Origin of the sequence: Luteibacter mycovicinus (assembly GCF_000745235.1) — a bacterium.
In the GTDB taxonomy this organism is placed as follows: domain Bacteria; phylum Pseudomonadota; class Gammaproteobacteria; order Xanthomonadales; family Rhodanobacteraceae; genus Luteibacter; species Luteibacter mycovicinus.
The window spans coordinates 4434213-4454735 of sequence record NZ_JQNL01000001.1; the positions used below are offsets into that span (position 1 = coordinate 4434213).

At 67.5% G+C, this 20523-nt stretch carries 8 protein-coding genes; all 8 read right to left on the reverse strand.

What is annotated here, in order from left to right:
* Positions 1-13: 13 nt before the first annotated feature.
* The 8 genes from FA85_RS19915 to FA85_RS19950 are packed head-to-tail and all read right to left on the reverse strand — an operon-like array spanning position 14 to position 20322.
* Complete coding sequence (locus FA85_RS19915; RefSeq protein WP_081907494.1) at positions 14-1225, reverse strand: glycosyltransferase family 4 protein; 1212 nt, start codon at positions 1223-1225, stop codon at positions 14-16.
* Positions 1222-2343, reverse strand: a complete 1122-nt coding sequence (pelF, locus tag FA85_RS19920) for a GT4 family glycosyltransferase PelF (protein WP_036113528.1) — start codon at positions 2341-2343, stop codon at positions 1222-1224. The genes FA85_RS19915 and pelF overlap by 4 nt, the downstream gene beginning before the upstream one ends.
* A complete protein-coding gene (locus FA85_RS19925) occupies positions 2340-3695 on the reverse strand; it encodes a phenylacetate--CoA ligase family protein (RefSeq protein WP_036113527.1) in 1356 nt (451 codons plus the stop codon). Before FA85_RS19925 ends, pelF begins: the two co-directional genes overlap by 4 nt.
* Positions 3692-4954, reverse strand: coding sequence for an O-antigen ligase family protein (locus FA85_RS19930; protein WP_036113522.1), 1263 nt, complete (start codon positions 4952-4954; stop codon positions 3692-3694). The genes FA85_RS19925 and FA85_RS19930 overlap by 4 nt, the downstream gene beginning before the upstream one ends.
* Positions 4942-6051: a polysaccharide deacetylase family protein gene (locus FA85_RS19935; protein WP_036113519.1), complete on the reverse strand. Its 1110-nt coding sequence runs from the start codon at positions 6049-6051 to the stop codon at positions 4942-4944. Before FA85_RS19935 ends, FA85_RS19930 begins: the two co-directional genes overlap by 13 nt.
* Positions 6045-7175 (reverse strand): glycosyltransferase family 2 protein, encoded by a 1131-nt coding sequence (locus FA85_RS19940; RefSeq protein ID WP_036113516.1) that lies wholly within the window; start codon positions 7173-7175, stop codon positions 6045-6047. The genes FA85_RS19935 and FA85_RS19940 overlap by 7 nt, the downstream gene beginning before the upstream one ends.
* Entirely contained in the window at positions 7172-13549 is a 6378-nt protein-coding gene (locus tag FA85_RS19945; protein ID WP_051943706.1) for a non-ribosomal peptide synthetase, read from the reverse strand. Before FA85_RS19945 ends, FA85_RS19940 begins: the two co-directional genes overlap by 4 nt.
* Positions 13546-20322 (reverse strand): polyketide synthase, encoded by a 6777-nt coding sequence (locus FA85_RS19950; protein ID WP_239739800.1) that lies wholly within the window; start codon positions 20320-20322, stop codon positions 13546-13548. Before FA85_RS19950 ends, FA85_RS19945 begins: the two co-directional genes overlap by 4 nt.
* Positions 20323-20523: the final 201 nt, after the last annotated feature.

Below are 20523 nucleotides of genomic sequence, written 5' to 3' on the forward strand. Positions count from 1 at the left end.
CTGGGTTTTCGGATCATGGTGTCGGCGGGTGGCGAGGGTGGGCGCGTGCCGCGAGGTGGGGGCCGCGCGCGTGGCGCGCTCCCACATGGGCGACGTGGGTGAGGATGCGCTCGAGGCGGTCGATGTTTTCGTCCCAGCGGAACGTGGCGGCATGGTCGGCGATGGCGGCTGCGTCGAAGTGGCGTTCCAGGGCTTCGATCAGCGCGGTACCCAGTTCGTGTGGCTGGTGAGGTGGAACGAGGATACCCGCGTGCCCGGGGACCACTTCGGGGATGCCGCCCACGTCTGTGGCGACGATGGGCGTGCCGCAGGCCATCGCTTCCAGTATCACGTTGGGAACGCCTTCGTTGTGACTGGGCAGGCAGAGGACATCCGCCGCACGGAACCAGTCGGCGGTGGCTACGTGGTCTACCGCGCCCTCGAAATGCACGGCGGTGGCGCAACACAGCGACGCCGCGCGATCTTCGAGGTGAGCGCGGCTCGCACCGCTGCCGACGAAGACCAGACGTGCGTCGTGATGACGCCCGACCAGCTGCGGGAAGGCGTCGATCAGATCGTGGCAGCCCTTCGTCGCCTTGAGGTTGCCGACGTAAAGGACGAGCGGTACCTCGGGCGGCAGCCCCAGCCGAAGCCGCGCGGCGGTGCGATCGCCGCGATGAAACACCCGCGTGTCGACCCCGTTGTACAGCGTCTCGACGGTGTTGGCATGCGCGCCCAGCGACACCGCACGCGCGGCGAGCGCGCGACTGACCGCGACGACGCCGGCCGCGTCACGCAGGGCCTGCCGGATCTGCGGACGCCGGAGACGCGCCTCCGCCTGCACGTTGAGGTCGCTGCCGTGCACCTTGACCACGTACGGAATACCGAGCAGGCGCGCGAGCCACGCGCCGGCCACCGCATCCGGGAAGGCCCAGCTGGCGAGCAGCACGTCATAGTGCGCGCTACGGATCTCGCGTCCGCGCTGCCACATGACGCAGGCGAAGAAGCACAACGCGTTGAGGAAGCGGCCGAAGCCCGGCGGGTGATAAAAGGTGAACCAGTCCTCGCGGACGCCCGACACCCGCGTTTCGCCCTGGCGCCCCGCCATGCGCTCGCGAAATTCCACTGCGGTGAGTACATCCACGTCGTGACGCTCGCCGAGGCGCTGGAACTGCTGCCGGTTGAACGTGCCGCGGCGTGGATCCCACGGGGTGGGGAACAGGTTGGTCAGGACGAGGACTTTCATGTCACGGCCTCCCTGTCGCCGAAGTACAGGCGGCCATAGCGTGCCGCCATCGCATCGAGCGAGCCATGCGCCTCGACCCAGTCGCGCGCGGCACGGCCCAGACGCGACGCGCGCTGCGATTCATGGAGCAGACCGAGCATCGCTTCGGCCAGGGCTGGCGGATCGCAGGCGGGCACGATATTCCCCGTCGCCCCATCGCTGACGATCTCCGCGTTGCCGCCGACGTCGGTGGCGACGATGGGCAGGCCGGTGGCGCAGGCCTCCAGCAACGCCATGGAGTAGCCCTCCGTGATCGAAGGCAGCACGAACAGGTCCAGGCCCTGCAGCAGTTCGCGTACGTCGTCGCGGTCGCCGAGAAAATGCACGCAGCCGGCGACGCCTTCATCGTAGGCGCAGGCGCGTAAGGTCTCGCGAAGCTCGCCGTCGCCGATCAGCACGAGCGCGGTATCGGGTCGCTTGTGGCGCACCACGCGGAACGCGCGGATCAGGCTGGCCTGGTCCTTGGTCCAGTTGAGCCGTCCCACGGTGCCGATGATCCGGGTGGCGTCCGGGATCTTCAACTGGTGGGTCAGGCGTTCGTGCATGGCGTCGGACGCCACGTCGAAGCCTTCGACGACGATGCCGTTCGGCACGACGCAGGTTTTCCTGGCCGGCGCGACGCCGCGGCGTACCGCATCGCGGCGGGCGGCTTCGCATACCGCCACGACTGCGTCGGTCGCCTTCAGGGCGCGGCGAAACAACCATTCGCGGCGGCCACCCTTGCGGTTGGCACCGCCCATGCCATGGCGCGTGTTCACCACCTGGCGGATGCCCATGCCCGCGCTGGCCAGCACCGCCTGGTAGTGCGCCACCGCGTTATGCGTGTGCAGCACCTCGGTGTAGTGCCCGGCGATGAACTGCCGTGCGCACGCGAGCGCACGGAGGTCCAGTCCCGTCTTCTTGCCGCAGGCATGTACCGGAATGCCCAGCCGGTCGAGCTCGCCGGCCAGCGAGCCGCGCTCGAACAGGCAGACCACCTGGACCTTGTCACCCTGACGGTGCTGCGCCTTCACCAGGTCGATGACCATGCGCTCGAGGCCGCCGCGGTTGAGGTTCTCGACGAAGTGCGTGATGTTCACGAGACGAGCTCCGAGACGGTGACACGCAACTTGCCGCTGCGGGTGAGCGGAATGTCGTCGACGAAATGGCAGTGCAGTTCGGCGCTGTCGCCGATGACCTTGCCTACTTCACGACGGATATAGGCGAGCGAGGCGTCGTCGAAGCCGTCGCCACGTACGATGGAAAGATCGAGCCGGTCGAGACGGCGCTGTACCAGCTGAAAGCGCTGCAGCCCAGGCACGTCCTTGAGCATGTGCGGAAAGAATTCGCCCGGCAGAACGTGACCGGCCGGGGTGCGGATGGCATCGAGCTTGCGGCCGTCGACCGACGCGAGCATGGGCAGGCCGCGTCCGCATGGGCAGCGGTGCTCGGCGTGGGTCGCCATGTCACCGTTGACGTAGCGAATGAAGGGCATGCCGCGATTGAACAGGTCGGTGATGGCTACTTCGCCGCTGCCGTGGGTGACCGGATGGCCATCGACGAGGGTCTCCACCACAAGGTGGTCCGCATTCACATGCAGCCCGTCGCGGTGCTCGCACTCGGAAGCGATCAGCATGAACTCGCGGCAGCCGTAGGTGTTGAAGGTCGGTGCGCCGAACGCGCGTTCGATGATCTCGCGCTGAAACGGATGCAAAGCCTCGGCCGCGCCGATGATCGAGGCGGGTCGCGTGATCTGTCGGCCGGTCGCAAGCAGCCATTCGGCAAGACGTACCAGCGGGCCGACGTAGCCGACGAGTACTTCCGGCTTATAGGCGTCGATGGCGTCCGCGTAGGAGGCGAGGTTGGTCTCGTTCATGTGGAAGCTGTCGAGCAGCTTGCGCGCGAACACCGCGTTATAGATCCGGTCCTTGATCCGGTGCGCCGTCGAGGGGCTGCCCACCGCTCCACCCCAGAGGAACAGCGTGCGCCGTCCCATGCGCGATCCGGCCCAGCCGTAGCCACGCCACATCACCGCGACGCGGCGGTCGTTGCTCTCGCGGGTGAAGCCGAAGCGCAGCGGTTCGCCGGTCGAGCCGCCCGTCGCCTTGTAGCCGAGGGTGTCTTTCAGCGAACTCGCCTTCAGTTCGTCCGCATGGTGGCGGATGTCCCCCTTGGTCAGTACGGGAAGCGTCGCGAAGTCGGCCATGCTGCGGATGTCGCCCGGCCGCATGCCGATCTCGGTCCAGCGGCGTCGGTAGTAGGGCACCTCGTGCCAGCACCAGTCCAGCAGCGAGCGCAGCCGGTCCATCTGCAAGGCCTCGAGACGCTCCGGTGAGAGCCACTGCTCGCGCTCGTAGTGACGCATATGGCGGGGGGTATCGCGTCGACGCAGGACCCCTTCATACGCGGGCCAGACGACGTGGCGGAGCAGGTTTTCATAGACCGTGCTCATACGGTCCTCAACAGGACGGCCACGAGGACGAAGAAGCCCGCAATGGTGCCCATCGCAGCGGGGACCCAACGCCAGCCGCCGTCGGACAGACGGAAGAAGGGGAGCTCCGGCCAGCGGCGACGCGCACCCACGTAGTGGCCGGCGACCATGGCGGCGATGAGGTACATGACGATCATGTAGCTGCGGCTGAGGAAGAACGCCGAGGCGAACAGGCCGCACAGCGACAGCAGCAAGGTCAGCGCCATCTGCCGCTCGGTTGCCCAGTCGGCTTCGACGGCCGCGTCCTTCCCGGGCACGCGCACATGCCGCACGATGGTCAACATCATCCAGAAGCCATACCCGACGAAGGCAAGCCACAACACGAAGCCGACGAACCCGGTTTCCGCGATGACCAGCACGAACGAGTTATGAGCGGTGAGCTCGTTGTACTCGGTGAAGTTGCCGGCGCCGACGCCGAAGATCGGGTTGTCGCGGAACATCTCGAGTCCCGCGTACCAGGCATCCACGCGACCGGCCGCGGATTCCTCGCCGGCATCCAGCTCGTCCATGCGCGATGACAGCAGCTTCATCACCGTAAGGCCGATGATGCCGAGTACGCCGGCCACCGCGATGCCGCGCTTGTACCAGACGTAGCAGCCAGCCACGACGAGCACGGCAAGCATCGCGCCGCGCGAATTGGTCAGCAGTATCCCGTACAGAAGCAGTGCGGCGGCACCGAGCCAGACAAGGCGCATCGTGCCCGCACCGGGTCGGCCCAGAAACATCGCCATCGGCAGCGTGGCGGCGAAGAGCAGGCCGAGATCGTTGGGGTCGTTGAAGATACCCACGTACTGGATGCGGCCGCCTTCGCCGATCGGGATGTCGGTCCAGCCCATGCCGGTCTTCGCCTGTTCGATGCCGTGCAGCGCGAGCACCGCCGCGCAGATGACGAACACGGTCATCGCCGTCCGCACACGCTTCTGCGTGCTGCATGCGGCACCGAGGACGAAGAACGCGATGACGGCCGGGCCGAACCTGGCGAGCTCGTCGACCGCGCCACCCGTCCATCCGTTGGCGACTTCCGAGACCATCAGGATCAGCAGGAAGGCCGGGAGGATGATGAATTGCGGCGCCTGGAAGGTCTTGTCGCGTGAGATCAGCCACGCGCCGAACGCCAGCATCAGTACCACGGGCAGGATCGGCACGAGATCCAGCCCCGGCACGTAATCTTGCGGCCGGATGATGGTGAGCACCACATAGACCAGGATCAGAGGGAACATGGTTGCGCCTGTGGTCCGGTGGCTTCGTGTGCGGCGGTGGGGTAACTCATGAGCTGCGGCAGCGCGAGCATCGCCGCGAACCAGCCCGGTCCCATGTTCGCTTCCACCGGCAGACGGTGCAGGGCGTAGCGATTCTCGCTGGGCTCCGGGTTGGTGCCGCAGATATAGCTGCACGCGAGCCGGAACCCCGCATTGCGTGTGGCCGCGATCACGGCTTCGTTGTAGGCACGATCGCCGCCGACCGGATAAGACATCAGGATCGACGGGTGGCGCAGCTCGCGGTCGAGCGTCGCTTTCGAGGCCCGGATCTCGCGCTCCATTTCATCTTCCGGCAGCCGGGCCAGCATGCGGTGATGCACGCCATGCGAACCGAACTCGTGGCCGCTGGCCTCCATCTCCCGGGCCTGGTCCCAGGTCATCGGACGGCAGTCGGGCGGTCGCGCGTCGGCGGACGGCATGTTCCATTCCTGCTCGAGCCGTTCGGTCATCGCGGTCTGACCCAGGGCGTCGAGCCATTTCATGCGCAGCAGCACGTTGCCGGCGATGCGTCGACGGGAGGCGCGATCCGGCGGCAGGGCGATGTCGATACCGAGTTCGGGCAACTGCAGGCGTGGCGCGCGGGTCACCAGAATCATGTGGACGAGCCAGTCGTATCCATACGGGCGACCGGTATCGAGATGTCCGGTGGATACGAAGAAGGTCGCAGGCACGCCCACCTCATCGAGGATGGGTGCCGCGATGCGGTAGTTGTCGTCGTAGCCGTCGTCGAAGGTGATCGCCACCGTATCCGGCGGCAAGGCCTCGCCAGCGTCGAGTGCGGCGGCGATGTCGGTCAGCCGCATCGGTCGGAAGAACTTCCTGATCCGGATCATCTGCTCGCGGAACTCCGCAGGCGGCGTGCTGATCAGTTCGAGGTCGAACTCGTAGGTATCCGGATCCGGCAGCGGCATCACCCGGTGATAGGCGAGGATGCGCAGGTCGCGCTGCCACCATGCCCGTACGCGTTGCAACGGATGCAGCAGGCCACTGGAGTAACAGAGTTCGCCGAGTCTGCCCCGGATACCGGGTGCGCCACGAAGGGGCCTATCGATCACCATAAGTGCAGCCTTCGGTTACGGGCGAAGGCAACGAGCGCCTGTGCCGCGAAGAGGTTGAGATAGAAGAACGCCAGCGCGATACGCAGCGGAAACCAGCGTCCCAGCGGTGGACGGAACTTCGCGAGCGCGACCATGGCGGCACAGACGACCAGTCCGCCGAAGGCCACCGCGTACATCGGATGCCGTGTCACCAGCAGGCCGGTGCTGCAGGTGAGCGCAACGAGCAACCATGGCGCCAGCAGCCGCAACATCTTGTGGCTGACGAAGCGGAACCACAGCGGATTGGCCCAGGGCAGCAGCAGCCACGGCGCCAGCTGGATCAGCTGGAAATTGCCGGCGAGCGTACGGATCTTGCGGCGCTTCTCGTCCTCCGCTCCCTGCGATGGCTGGTCCCAGGCCATCGCCCTGGGTTCGAACACCACGCGCTTGCCCTGCGCGGCGACGCGCATCGGCACCAGCACGTCGTCGAGCACGGTACCGGCGGGAAGCGGCCTGAACAGGTGGCGACGCATGGCGTACAGCGCGCCGCTGACACCGACGGTCGAGCCGGACAAGGCCTCCGCATGGCGTATGCCTTTCTCGTAACGCCAGTAAAAATCCACGCCCTGGGCGAAGCCGGTGCGCACGTTCTCCATGTGCAGTTCACCGCCCACCGCGCCGACGGTCGGGTCGGCCAGGTTGGCGACCAGCTCCTTCAGGGCGACCGGCGAGAGTTTCTGGCGGACATCGGTGAACAGCAGCACCTCGCCTCGCGTGAGCCCGACGGCGTCGTTGAGGCAGGCGGCCTTGCCGCGACGATTCGGGAAATCGAGCACGGTCAGCCGTGGATCCGTCGAACGCCGCGCGAGCAGGACGGTCGCGTCGTGGCAACCGTCGCAGGCGATCACGATGTCGATCAGCTCGGCGGGGTAGTCGAGTTGCTGCAGGCTGGCCAGCTTGGCGCGGATGAACCCGGCACCGTCGTGCACGGCGACGACGATGCTCACGGTCGGCAGGATGCCGCGTTTCGCCACCGGGAGCGGGCGCAGGCGCGAGAGCAACCAGACCCACAGCGGATAGCCCACGAAGACGTGGACCAGCAGGATGGCCGATGTCCAGCAGACGATCCAGGCGAGATGCGTCATGGCGTGGTGCGTCCGAGCAGGCGACTGAAAAGGCCGCGCTTTGCCGTGATCGCCGGTGCGGGCTTGGCGATGGCGAGTTCGGCGGCAAGCGTGCCGAGGGTGCCGTTGGCGATGTCCAGCAGATTGAGCTGGATACCGCTCAGCTTCTGCACGCGCTGCGCCATGTCGACCGCTAGCAGGGAGTGGCCGCCGACATCGAAGAAGTTGTCGCTGGTGCGGACGCGGCCCACGCCCAGCAGCTCCCGCCAGACGCTGGCGAGGAGACGTTCGCTCTCGGTACGCGGTTCACTGTCCACCGTGCGTCCACCGGGCGAGCCGTCGTCGGGCACCGGCAGCGACGCGATATCCGGCTCGCCGGTGGGTAACAGCGGCAGCGCGTCCAGCACGGTGATGTGAGCCGGCATCGAGGACGCCGGCAGGGAAGTCGCGAGCGAGGCACGCAGGTCGTCGGTGTCCGGCGAGTAGCCCGGAGCGGTCAGTGCGTATACGTCGATGCGCGTCAGACCGTCGCGGTCGCGACGCGGCACGGCGATGGCGCGCACGATGCCCGGCTGGGCGAGCGTCAGTGCTTCGATGGCCGCCGGTTCGACGTCGAGACCATGGCGGCGAACGCGACGGTCCTCCCGGTCGAGCACCTGCAACTGCCCGTCGGCCAGCCAGCGTCCGCGGTATCCCGTCCGGGCCAGCCGACCGTCGGCTGGCTGGCGACCGGCCTGCGCGCGGTGGCCGAACGGCATGGAAAGCGCGAGGCCGGCGATGGCAACGTGGCCCGTCGCGCCGATGGGGCAGGGTTCGCCGCCGTCGTCCAGGATCCACGCCTCGCTGTTGGCAAGCGGCCGGCCTTCGTGCAGGGCGTCGGCCGCGCGTTCCACCTGGCCGCATGCCGCGACGGGCGCGGACATGGCGTCGCCGAACAGGGTCCACAGGCCGGCGGTGGCGCCCGCGACATGCGTGGCCAGTTCGGCGGTGGGCAGGCCCCCGGCGACCACGGCGCGCATGCCCGGATCGCCGGACCAGCCCTGGCGCACGAGTGCGTGCCAGGTTTCAGGTGTGGCGATGAAGACGTCCATGGCATCCAGGCGTCCGTGAGCGAGATCGTGGGCATCCTGCTCGAACCAGGTGGCACCGTGGGCGAGCGCGAGCAGGGGCTCGACGACGGACATCGCATCGGAAGGCGACGCGTCGCCGGCGATGCGCTTGCCGGGACGCACGCCCAACGTGCCGGCCAGTGCCTGCAGCGTGTTGGCGAGCGCACGATGCGACAACGCCGCACCGCGTGCCTTCCCCTCGACATCCGGAGCGTAAAAGGCGATCGCCGTATCGTCGGGCGAGGGCCGCACGGCAGACGGCGCAACGTCCCACGTCGCGACGTCCGCTTCTCCCTCGTGCAGGTCGAGCCACACGGCACAGGCGCGCGGCCAGTCGAGCATGGCCTCGAGCGCCGCGTCGCCCACCATCACCGTGGCCCGAGCGTCGGCAAGGATGTCGCGCAGGCGGGCCGCCGGGTCGGCGCGATCGAGCAGCAGCGCCGTCGCGCCGGTCAGTCCGATAGCGAGCAGGGCCGCGACGCGGTCCGCACCCGGATTCACGCACAGGCCCACGACCTCGCCCGCATGCGCACCCCGCTCGTGCAGCAGCGCCGCGATCCGTGAAGCACGCTCCAGTAGCGCGTCGTAGCGGAGCGTGCGCGTATGCTGGACGATCGCTACCGCGTCCGGGTTCGTCTTCGCCGCCGCCGCGACCATGCCATACAGGTCGACGGGCAGGACGATGTCGGTATCCGTCGCGTTCCAGTGACGCATGCGCTCGCGCTCGGCCGGGGTCGCGGCCGTGAGTGCGCCGACCGCGATGGCGGGATCGGCCGCGACCGTACGCATCATGTCGAGGTACCGCTCGCGCATCAGCCGCGCCGTGGCGGCCTGCAGCAGGTCGGCGTTGTAGGTCACGCCGCCGACCATGCCGGCGTGGCTCTCGAGGAACCACAGGCCGAGGTCTTCCGTAGCGCCACTCTGGAAGAGCAGGATCTGCTCGTGCTCCAGCCCGCCCCAGTCGACCGCACGCTGGCGGGCGTCCTGGAACGAAAACAGCGCCTGGTACAGCGTGGCGCCCGCTCCTTGTCCGATCTTGAGCTCACGCTGCAGGTATTCCAGGGGGACGTCCGGATGGCCGAAGGCCTCGATCGCCTTGCGCCTGACCAGACGGACGAACTCGAGGAACGACAGCGCGGGATCGACCGACACGTGCAGCGGCAGCAGATTGTTGAAATAGCCCATGACCGATTCGACCTCGGTCTGGTTACGTCCACGGACCGGTGTGCCGACCACGAGTTCACGTTGCCCGGCCGAGCTGGACAGCATCGCGAAGTACAGCGCGAGCAGCGTCATGTTGAGGGTGGCGTCGGCCTGCCGTGCCACGTCGTGCATGGCGTCGGTATCGGCGCGCGACACGCGGATCCATTCGGTGCGTCCCAGTCCGGACATGCCGGGCCGGCGCGGATGGTCGGTCGGCAACGCCCGGACGTCGCCCATCTGTGCAAGACGTTCGCGCCAGAAGCCCAGCTGCGCCTGGAACGCCGCGGACTCCAGCCAGTGCGCGTGCCATTCGGCGAAGTCGCCGTAGCTTACCGGGAGGGCGACCAGTGGCGAGGGCAGACCGGCCACGAAGCTGCGATACAGCGCCGACAATTCGTTGTACAGGATGTCGAACGACCAGCCGTCCCAGATGATGTGGTGCGGCATGAAGAACAGCGCGTGCTCGGTATCGCCCAGGCGGAACAGGCGCGCACTGAACAGCGGTGCGCGGCGGAGGTCGAACGGCGTGTCCGTCAGCTGCTGCAGACGCGCCATCAGCGTCGCCTCGCGCTCCTCGTCCGGCAGGTGCCTCAGATCCTCCGCCGGGAACAACGGGTACGTCAGTTGCGGCTCGATCACCTGGACGATGTCGTTGCCCACGTCGCGGAACGCCGTCCGCATGCTGGACTGCCGCTGGATCAGGGCCTGGAAAGCCATGTCGAAGGCATGTTCGTCCAGACGACCGCGAAGCCGGTGCGCCGATGGCGCGTTATACGTGACCCGGCCGGGATGCATGCGCTCCAGCGCCCACAGGCGGCGCTGCATCAGCGACAGCGGCGCGTGGTGCTGATCGCTGCGGTGGCCGATCGGCTCCGCGGCGGGCGCCGAGCCGCTGGCGACCTGCGATCCGATGGCGGCGGCAAGTTGCTCGATCGTGGGAGCGTCGAACAGCGTCCGGAACGACAGGCTCACGCCGAACTCGCGGTTGAGCTTCGCCGTGAGCTGCGCGGCCAGCAGGGAATGCCCTCCGAGCGCGAAGAAGTCGTCGCGCACGTCGAGGTCGGGCAGGCAGAGCACCGCTTCCATCGCGAGGGCGACCCGTCGCTCGTCGTCGTTGCGCGGCGCGACGCGCGCACCCGGTGTCGCGACGGAGTGCGCGATCGGCGGCGGCAACGCCTTGCGGTCGGTCTTGCCGTTGGGCAGCAGCGGCACGCTGTCCAGCACGAGGATGTGCTGGGGCAGCATGTAGTCGGGCAGGCGCGAGCGCAGGTACGACCGTAGCGATTCCTCCTCCGGGACGATGCCGTCGCGGCCCACTACGTAGGCCACGAGGCGTACGTCGCCGGGACGGTCTTCACGCGCGATGACGACGGCGCGGGCGACCGCGGGCACGTCGGCAAGCACGCTTTCGATCTCGCCGGGCTCGATGCGATAGCCGCGCACCTTCACCTGAAAGTCGAGACGACCCAGATGTTCCAGGACGCCTTTCGCTGTCCACCGGCCACGATCGCCCGTGCGGTACATACGCGAGTCGGGCGCCTCCGACCAGGGATCGGCGATGAATTTCTCGGCGGTGAGTTCGGGGCGGTCGAGATAGCCGAGGGTGACGCCCGCGCCGCCGATGTGGATTTCGCCCGGCACGCCGAGCGGGCAATGATGGCCGCGCTCGTCGAGGATATGCACCGTGGTGTTGGCGATGGGGCGGCCGATGTAGATTCCCTCGCGCGGATCGGAGACACGCCAGTAGGTGGAGTAGACCGTCGTCTCGGTCGGGCCGTAGCCGTTCCAGACCTCGCCACAGCGGTCCAGCAGCGCCTCGGCGAGATCGACGGGCAGCGGTTCGCCGCCGGAAACGGCACGGAAAGCGGGACGCCCGTGCCATCCCGCGTCGACCAGCAGTCGCCACCCGGCGGGCGTGGCCTGCATCATCGTGGCGTCACAGTCCTCGATCAGGCGCCGCAGCTGTCCGCCATCGCGCACGTCGTCGCGACCGGCGATGACGACTTCGGCGCCGCTGGTGAGCGGCAACATCATTTCCATGAAGGCGATATCGAACGACAGGGTGGTCACGGCGACCAGACGGTCGTCCGGCGCGATGCCCGGCACACGCTGCATGCTGGTGAGGAAGTTCGCGGCCGCGCGGTGCGGTACGCGCACACCCTTCGGCCGTCCGGTGGATCCGGAGGTGAAGATCACATAGGCCACGGAATCCGGTGTGCCCGCGCGACGGTCGCGTGCGGGGCGGTCGAACGACGCGTGGACCACCTCGTCGCTGTTCAGTGCGATGACGCGGCGTGCATCGAACTCGAACGCCAGGGGTGTTTCGTCATCGACGACCAACGCGGCAAGCCGCGCGTCCTCGGCCATGAAGGCCAGGCGTTCGGCGGGGAAGGCGGGGTCGAGGGGCACATAGCCCGCACCGGATTTGAGTACGCCCAGCACGGAGGCCAGCATGTCGAGTCCGCGGCCGAGCGACAGCCCGACCAGGGCACCGTGACCGACGTCGCGGGCGCGAAGTGCGTTGGCGATGCGATTGGACCGTGACTCCAGCGCCGCATAGGTCAGCGTACGGTCGGCGTGACGTACGGCGATGCGCTCCGGCGCGCGGTCGCACTGCTGCTCGAAGAATTCGTGCGCGAGACGCAGTTCCGGAAACGGCGTCGGTGCCGGTTGCAGACCGGCGAGCTCGCGATAGACGGCGTCGGAGACGACCGGCAGTGCGATCGCTTCGGTCGTGGGCGCATGCGCCGCGTGACGCAGCAAGGTGGCATAGGCGTCGAGCCAGCCCTGTATCGTGGCTGCGTCGAACAGGTCGGCGTTGTACTGGCACTCCAGACGGAGTCCGCCCTCGACCTGCACGGCATTCACAAAGAGCTCAAAGTTCTCGTACTCGCGGGGAATAGCGTCCACGTCGAAACGAAGATCCGGGAACGGCGCGGTGGTCTCGTCGAGTTGCGCATCGAGGTTGAACAGCACGGACACCAGCGGCAGCCGGGACGGATCGCGTGCCAGCGAGAGCCGGGCGAGCAGGCTGCCCAGCGTATAGCGCTGATGATCGAATGCATCGAGAAGGTTGCCGCGCACGTTGCCGAGGACGTCCGCGAAGCTCGCGGCATCGTGGATCCGGGCGCGCAGGGGGAGCACGTTGACGCAGTGACCCACCAGGGTTTCCAGCCCTTCGCTGGCCTGACCCGCCGATGGTATGCCGATCACGACATCGTCCTGCCCCGCGATGCGGCGGAGCAGGACGGCGAAGCCCGCGATCAGCGTGGCGTAGAAGCTGGCCCGGTGTGTCGCAGCCAGGCGCCTGATCGCCTCCACGTCCATGGCGTCCAGCAGACGGTCTTCGCGCCGTGAGGTGAACGTACGACGGCGGGGGCGGGGCCGGTCCACGGGGAGGTCCAGTACGGGAAGCGTGCCGGCGAAGCGGCCCAGCCAGTACTGTTCGTCCTCGCGAGCCGTTCCGCTGCCGCCGTGCGCCGCCTCGGCCAACGCGAAGTTCGAGAACGCGCCCGCCGGTGCCGGGCCGGGGCCCTTGCCGAGGCGTTGCGCGTAAAGCGCGGCGAGATCGCGGACGATCACGCCGAACGACCAGCCGTCGCACACGATGTGGTGTGCGGCGAGGGTCAGCAGATGGCGGTCGGCGGCAAGGCGGAAGATCTCCGCCCTGACCAGCGGGCCGTGTTCGAGATCGAAGGGTGTCGTAACGATGCGCGAGAATGCCGCCTGTAAACGTGCGTCGCTCTCGAACGGGGGCAGCGGCGAAAGGTCGTGGCTCGCGATGGGCAGCGTCGTGTGGTCGGCCACGAACAGCTCCTCGCCGTCCCGGCTGAGTGTGGCTCTGAGGGCCTCATGACGGTCGACCACCGCCTGTAGTGCCCCCATAAGGGCCGGCACGTCGAGCAAGCCCTTGAAGGTCAGCGAGACCGCTTCGTTGTACGCCAGCGAGGCTTCCGGCTCCAGCCGGGATGCCAGCCACACCTCGCGTTGGGGCTCGGTCGTCGGCAGCACGTGCGACAGCGGCGCGGCGGCGAACGGATCGTAGTCGACCGCTGTGGCGGCGGCCAGCTCATTGGGCGTCATGCGGTGACCCTCAGGTACTTGCCCGGCGCGTCCGGGTTGGGAACGAACCAGGCGGGACGGCCTTCGGGGTCCTTGCCCAGGCGTGCGCCCGCTATGGGCGGACGCTCGGCATCGAAGGACGCGGTCTCGCGGCGGCGGGGCAGGAATTCGGCTTCCTGCATTTCGAGAATCGATTCACGGAGCGCGGTGGCAATGGCGGCGAAGTCCGCCTCACCGTGCGCGGTGGTGAAGAAACAGGGGAAGTTGTCGAGGATGTGGATGCCGCGGCTTCGCATCATCGCGAACAGCAGATCCTGCAACGGGTGGTCTTCGGTGAACGTGGTCTTCCACACCGAGGCGAAGTGCACGACGTGCACCGGTGCCCCGACGCTTGCGCAGAACGCGTTGAGCTCGCCCACCATGGCGGCGACCTTCGCGTTGAGCGTGGCCTGCAGCTGGCCGCCTTCCTTCGTGAGATGCGTGAGCACGGCATGTGCGGCGGCGAGGGCCAGCGGGTGGCGTACGAAGGTGCCCGCGAAATAGGTGACGCCGACGGTCGGCGTCGAGTCGTCGCCGAACTGCCAGTGACCGCCATCCAGCGCATCCATGAAACGACGCTTGCCCGCGATGACGCCGATGGGGAAACCGCCACCGACGACCTTCCCGTACGACGCCATATCGGCATCGATACCTAGCACGGCCTGCGCACCGCGCGGATGGGCACGGAATCCGGTGACCACCTCGTCGAAGATCAGCAGCGAGCCTGCCTCTTCGGTGATCGCGCGCAGCTCCTGCAGGAACTCCACCGGCTGGAAGTCCGGACGACGGCTCTGCACCGGCTCGACCAGCACCGCGGCGATGTCATGAGCACGCTCGCGAATGATCCGCAGCGATTCCGGTGTGCCGTAGTCGAGCACCAGCACGTGTTCGGAGGTGTTGCGCAGGATGCCCGGTGCGGCCGGTACGGACTTCAGCTTCTTCGTGCCGCGGACGATCACTTCATCGAAGATGCCGTGGTACGAACCGGTAAAGATGACCAGGGTGTCGCGGCCAGTCACCGTGCGCGCCACGCGCACGCAGCCCATGACCGCCTCGGAACCGGTGTTGCACAGCGCCGCGCGATCGAAGCCGGTGAGGTCGCAGACCTGCTTCGCCACGATGCCGGCCAGCGGATGCTGCGGGCCGATCTCATAGCCTTCATCGAGTTGCTTGCGCACGGTGTCGAGCACGAAGTCAGGCTGCCAGCCGAACAGGTTCATGCCGAAGCCGTTCAGCGCATCGACGTAGCGATTGCCATCGAGGTCCCAGACGTTGGCGCCTTTGGAGCGCTCGATCACGATCTGATAGATGATTTCCTTCAACAGCGGGCGAAAGCCGTTGACCACGCGCGGATCGGCCAGATGTGGGCGGTGTACTTCCGTATACGCCTTCGAGGCTTTGGTGCGCTCGATGTACCGGCGCATGAAGGCATCCAGCCGCGCACGCTGGCGGGCGCTGAGGTCCGTGCCACCGTGGTGAATCCGTGCAATGGCGCCGAACGCCTTCCTGACGTCGTACGTGGTGTGCGCAAGCGCGGCCTCTTCGCCGTCGTTGGCCGCCACGGTTGCCTCAGTCGGCGCTTGCGCTCTGCCAGGAGCCGGGGGTGGCCCTGCCACAGGGCCTGCGGTTCCCGCCAGCAACGCCAACTGCTCCCGCATGATCTGCATCTGCTGGGCAATGATGTCCTGCACCAGTCCAGCCCCGGTGGAGCTCAGCGCCGCCGCTCCGGTAGGAGCCAGCCCCGCTGGCGATCCGGCAAAGCCGGCCAGATTGCCGCCAGACCCGTCGCCAGCCGCGCTGGCTCCTGCAACAGCCATTGCATCGGGCGCCGCCACTACCTCAGCCGGCAACAACCGGTCGATATGCGCCGCCAGACTTTCAAACGACGAACACCCATCCATCAATTCGCGGAAGGTGATCTTCAACGCGTATGTCTTCTGCAGCTGCAACGCCACCTGGGTCAGCGACAGCGAGTCGAGCCCCAGCTCGACGAAGTTCGACGCACGATCGACGCCCTCGAGTTCAGCCCCCGACACATCCTCGAACAAGGCGAGCAGCTCACTGACAAGGCGCTGGGGCCGGGCGGATACGGGCGAATTGGGCATGGAGAGCTCCAGGGACTGGGGCGAGACGATGTCGTGGTGATCTGACTGGTCTGGCGAGGTGGTGTCCGGGTCGCGCGCGGGGCGCGCTCCTACGGGGGGCGGTGCGTCGGATGGCTGTGCGATGCCTGCCATGCCGGCGGCAACCTGCGAAAGCGACACCCCCGCCGCGATCGCCGTCACCGAGGCCGCCACCCGCGCCTCCACCCAGTGCCGCTTCCGTTCGAACGGATACGTCGGCAAACGCACACGCCGCCGTTGCGCACGGTGGTCGAGCGCCGCGACGGCAACCGTCACGCCTGCGCTCCACAGCGCACCGGCGGCGCCAAGCAGGGCGGCGCGCTCATCGGAAGGGCCATCCCCCAGACTCGGAACGATCGTGCGACCGCGTGCCTGTGCATGCTGGCGACCCAGCACCGCGAGGCTCGGCCGGGGACCGACTTCGAGAAAGGCCGCCGAGGTGTCTTCGAGTGCATGCAGAAGCGCCGGCGAGAACCGCACGCTCTCGCGCAGATGACGCGTCCAGTAGTCGGGTGAGGTCGCCTCGGCGTCGGTCAGCGGGACGCCGGTCAGTGTCGACACGATAGCGATGGTGGGCGAGGAAAGCGGCACGGCCGCGACCTCCGCACGAAACGCATCGAGCACCGGATCCATCATGCCCGAGTGGAACGCGTGCGAGGTGTGCAGGAGGCGGCAAGCGATCCCTTCCACGTCGAGCCCGGCCCGGAACGCCTCGATCTCGCCGGAGGGCCCTGAAACGACGCTCGCGTTAGGCGCATTCTCCGCCGCAAGGGACAACGTGCCCGGAAGCCGCGCACGCAGTTCCGCCGCTCCCAGACGAACCGAAAGCATGCTGCCTGCGGGCAACGCCTGCATCATTCGCCCGCGACGCGCGACGAGGCGCGCGGCCTCGGCCAGCGGCATCACACCTGCCAGTGCGGCCGCGGTGAACTCGCCTACGCTGTGCCCGATCAGGGCGACGGGATGGACGCCCAGGCTCATCCACAGGCGGGCGAGCGCGTATTCAAGCGCAAACGTCGCGGGCTGCGTGAGTGCCGTCGCCTTCAGGGCATCCGCATCGTCGTCGAACATCCGCTCCCGGAGATCGAAGCCCAGTTCGTCGCGCAAGGCGCAGGTGACCTCGTCCAGTGCCGCGCGGAACACTGGCTCCGTCGCATGCAGTTCGCGACCCATGCCGGCGTACTGCGAGCCCTGGCCAGGGAACAGAAATACGACGCCGGGCGACGGATCGCTGCTGGTACGGCAGATCGCGGCGGCTGCCACGTCACGAAGCTGCGCTTCCGCTTCGCCATGCGACACCGCGACGACGTGCGTACGCTGTCCGAAGGATTTGCGGCCGCTGGCCAATGTCCAGGCCGTGTCGGCGAGATTGCTGTCCGGATGCATGGCGATGTGGTCGGCCAGGCGCGCCGCAGCCGCGGCGAGGGCGGCCGGCGTGCGCGCGGACAAGGTCAGCAACTGCGGGCCGGTCGCGGCATCCGACGGTGCACGCGCCGGCGCTTCGCCAAGGATCACGTGGGCATTCGTCCCGCCCACGCCGAACGAACTGACGCCGGCCAGCAGCGGACCGGCGCTCTGCCACGGCCGCAGCGTATCGTTGACGATGAACGGCGACGCCGCGAGATTGAGCCGGGGATTGGGGGCGGTGAAATGCAGCGACGGCGGGAGACGACGCTCGCTCAGCGCCAGGGCCGTCTTGATGACGCCGGCCGCCCCGGCGGCCATGACCAGGTGGCCGACGTTGCTCTTCAGCGACCCGATCGCGCAGAAGCCCGTATCGTTCGTGGTCTGCCGGAAGGCCTCGGTGAGTCCTTCGATCTCGATGGGATCGCCCAGTGGCGTGGCCGTACCATGGGCTTCGATGTACGAAATATCACGCGCGGCCACGCCGGCGTCGTTAAGCGCCATCGTGATGACGGCTGCCTGGCCCGCGGCGTTGGGTGCGGTGAAGCTGGCCTTGACCGCGCCATCGTTGTTCACCGCCGCGCCGCGAATGGTGGCGTAAATGGGGTCGCCGTCGCGCACCGCGTCCGACAGCCGCTTTAGTAGAACGACCGCCGCGCCATCGCTGAACACCGTGCCCTGTGCGTTCACATCGAACGTCCGCGTATGGCCGTCGGGCGAAAGCATCGAGCCCTCCTGCGCAAGGTAACCGCTGTTCGGCGGGCAGGCTATCGACGAACCGCCGGCCAGCGCCATAGCGCAGCGACCGGCGCGCAGTGCGTCGAACGCCTGCACGATCGCCACCAGTGACGTGGAGCAGGCCGTGTTGAGGCTGATGGCCGGCCCGGTGAGATTGAGTTTGTGCGCGACACGCGAGGCGACGTAATCCTTTTCGTTGCCCAGCATCACCTGGAAGGCACCGAGCTTTTCGACCAGGTCGGGGCGGCCGCTGATGTGCTTCTGGAAGTACGTCGCATTGTGCATCCCGCCGAAGATGCCGACGGGTGCCTCCTGCCCATCCGGTACATAGCCGGCGCGTTCCATGCACTCCCAGCACAGTTCCATGAAGAGGCGCTGCTGCGGGTCGGTCAGCTCGGCTTCGCGCGGCGACATGCCGAAGAACGAGGCGTCGAAGTCGCTCACGCCGTCGAGGACGCCGCGCGCCCGCACGTAGCCTGGATCGTCGCGCTCCGAGGCAGGTATCGCGGCATCGAGTTCGTCGGGCGCGAAGAAGCGGATCGTTTCGCGACCTTCGCACAGGTTGTCCCAGAACGACTCCACGTCGGGCGCGCCCGGAAACCGGCCGGCCATAGCGATAATCGCCACCGGCTCGCCTGCCGTCGACGTACCGCTGGCGAGCCGGCTCGACAGTGCGTGCCGCGAGGTTCGCCCCCCGATCACCGCGGCGACGGCGGCGGGCGTGGGTTCCGCGAAGAAACCGACGAGGGTCGGGACAGCGGACAACTCGTTGTGGATGCGCGTCATGACGCGCGTCGCCAGCAGCGAATTGCCGCCGAGGTCGAAGAAATTGTCGTCGCGGCCCACGCGCTCCACGCCGAGCGTCGCGGCAAAAAGATCGCACAGCGCGCGTTCGACATCGCCACGCGGTGCGACAAAGGTGGCGGCCAGTTCAGGACGCGAACGATCCGGGGCGGGCAGGGCATGCCGGTCCAGCTTGCCATTGCCGTTGATCGGCAGCGCATCCATCCGCACCCACGCCGTCGGAATCATGTAGGCCGGCAACAGGACGCTGAGCTCATCGCGCAGGGCACGTGCGGCGATGCCCTCGTCCTGGCTTTGGTAGGAGCGAGCCTGCTCGCGATCGGAGATGCGGTCACCTCCCATCACGTAATAAGCCACCAACCGCCGATCCCCTGGCTCATCCTCGCGAGCCACCACGGCCGCGTTAGCCACCCCAGGCAACGCACGCAATGCGAACTCCACCTCACCACACTCGATCCGGTATCCCCGAATCTTCACCTGCCCATCGGCCCGTCCTATGAAGGCGAGATTCCCATCGGGAAGAAAGCGAACCAGATCGCCCGTGCGATAAAGGGTCCCGTGCTTCGATGAGACAAAGCGCTCGGCCGTCAGCTCGGGGCGGTTGAGGTAACCGCTGGCGACGCCCGAGCCACCGATATACAGCTCACCGATGTCCCCGTCGGCCACCGGTTCACCCTGTTCGTTCCACACATGCAGCGAGGTCTCGCCGATCGCGCGCCCGATGGGAATCGCACCGGCATCCCCCGGAAGGTCACGCGGAATGCGATAGGTCGTAGCGAAGGTGGTGCATTCGGTCGGGCCGTAGCCATTGATCAGCGTGGTCGCCGGGAGAGCCGCGAGCGCCCTGCGCACATGAGGCACCGATAAGGCTTCGCCACCCGTAAGGACGCAGCGCAGCCCGGCAAGATGCGATGCATCGTCATCGACGATCGCGTTGAACAAGGCCGCGGTCAGCCAGGCCACCTCGGCACCGTGTCGTTCGACGGCGCGCGCGATGCCGCAGCCTGTCGGAACCCGGTCTCCATAAACCACACAGGTGCCGCCGTTCAACAGCGGCCCGAAGATCTCCAGCGTCGACGCATCGAAACCCAGCGGCGCCGCATGTAGCATTTTCAGGGCGTCGAAGTCGAGATAATGGGACTTCAGCACCAGCCGAAGAATCGACTCATGCCGGATCTCCACGCCCTTCGGCTTCCCCGTCGACCCCGAGGTAAACATGCAATAAGCCAGCGAGCTCTCCTGCAAGAGCGCGCCCCGCGCGCGACCGATAGCCGAGCCACCCACAAGATCCCCCAAACCGAACACCGCAACCTCATCCAGCCCCGGCACTCCGGGCCGATCCGCGATCACGGCGGCGACGTCCGCGTCCGTCAGCGCGAAGCGAATGCGATCCTCCGGCCACGAACCATCGATCGGCAGGTAGGCCGCACCCGCCTTCAACACGCCAAGGATCGCAACGATCGCTTCCGCCGATCGCTCCATCAGTAACGCGACATAGCTCCCGGATTCAACGCCGGCGGATCTCAGCCCGGCGGCGACCCGATCGCTTTGCTCGTTCAGTTCGGCATAACTCAGGCTCAGTTCGTCGGAAGCGACGGCTAGATGTTGCGGATAGAGCGCGGCAATACGCACGAAGCGCGCATGTACCGTGGTATCGGGAGTATCGGGGAAAATCGCATCATTCATGACCATGCCCTGCGCAGGTGGACGTCCGGCGCAATGGCATAGGCCGAACGGCCAGGGTCGAAGTGGTACGGCCGGCCTTGCCGGCTGGCGTGCCACCTTGCATCCCTTTTCCCCTCGTGCTCCACGCCATCCTGTCGGCCTTCATGCGATCCCCCGTGAACTACCGCAGGGCCAGAGGCACCTGCATTCGCGAGATCATTT

What these genes read in the sequence shown, in the direction of transcription:
- FA85_RS19945 (WP_051943706.1), bottom strand. Translation starts at nt 13,549, where the DNA reads ATGACGCCCAATGAGCTGGCCGCCGCCACAGCGGTCGACTACGATCCG.
- FA85_RS19915 (WP_081907494.1), bottom strand. Translation starts at nt 1,225, where the DNA reads ATGAAAGTCCTCGTCCTGACCAACCTGTTCCCCACCCCGTGGGATCCA.
- FA85_RS19925 (WP_036113527.1), bottom strand. Translation starts at nt 3,695, where the DNA reads ATGAGCACGGTCTATGAAAACCTGCTCCGCCACGTCGTCTGGCCCGCG.
- FA85_RS19930 (WP_036113522.1), bottom strand. Translation starts at nt 4,954, where the DNA reads ATGTTCCCTCTGATCCTGGTCTATGTGGTGCTCACCATCATCCGGCCG.
- FA85_RS19935 (WP_036113519.1), bottom strand. Translation starts at nt 6,051, where the DNA reads ATGGTGATCGATAGGCCCCTTCGTGGCGCACCCGGTATCCGGGGCAGA.
- FA85_RS19950 (WP_239739800.1), bottom strand. Translation starts at nt 20,322, where the DNA reads ATGAATGATGCGATTTTCCCCGATACTCCCGATACCACGGTACATGCG.
- FA85_RS19940 (WP_036113516.1), bottom strand. Translation starts at nt 7,175, where the DNA reads ATGACGCATCTCGCCTGGATCGTCTGCTGGACATCGGCCATCCTGCTG.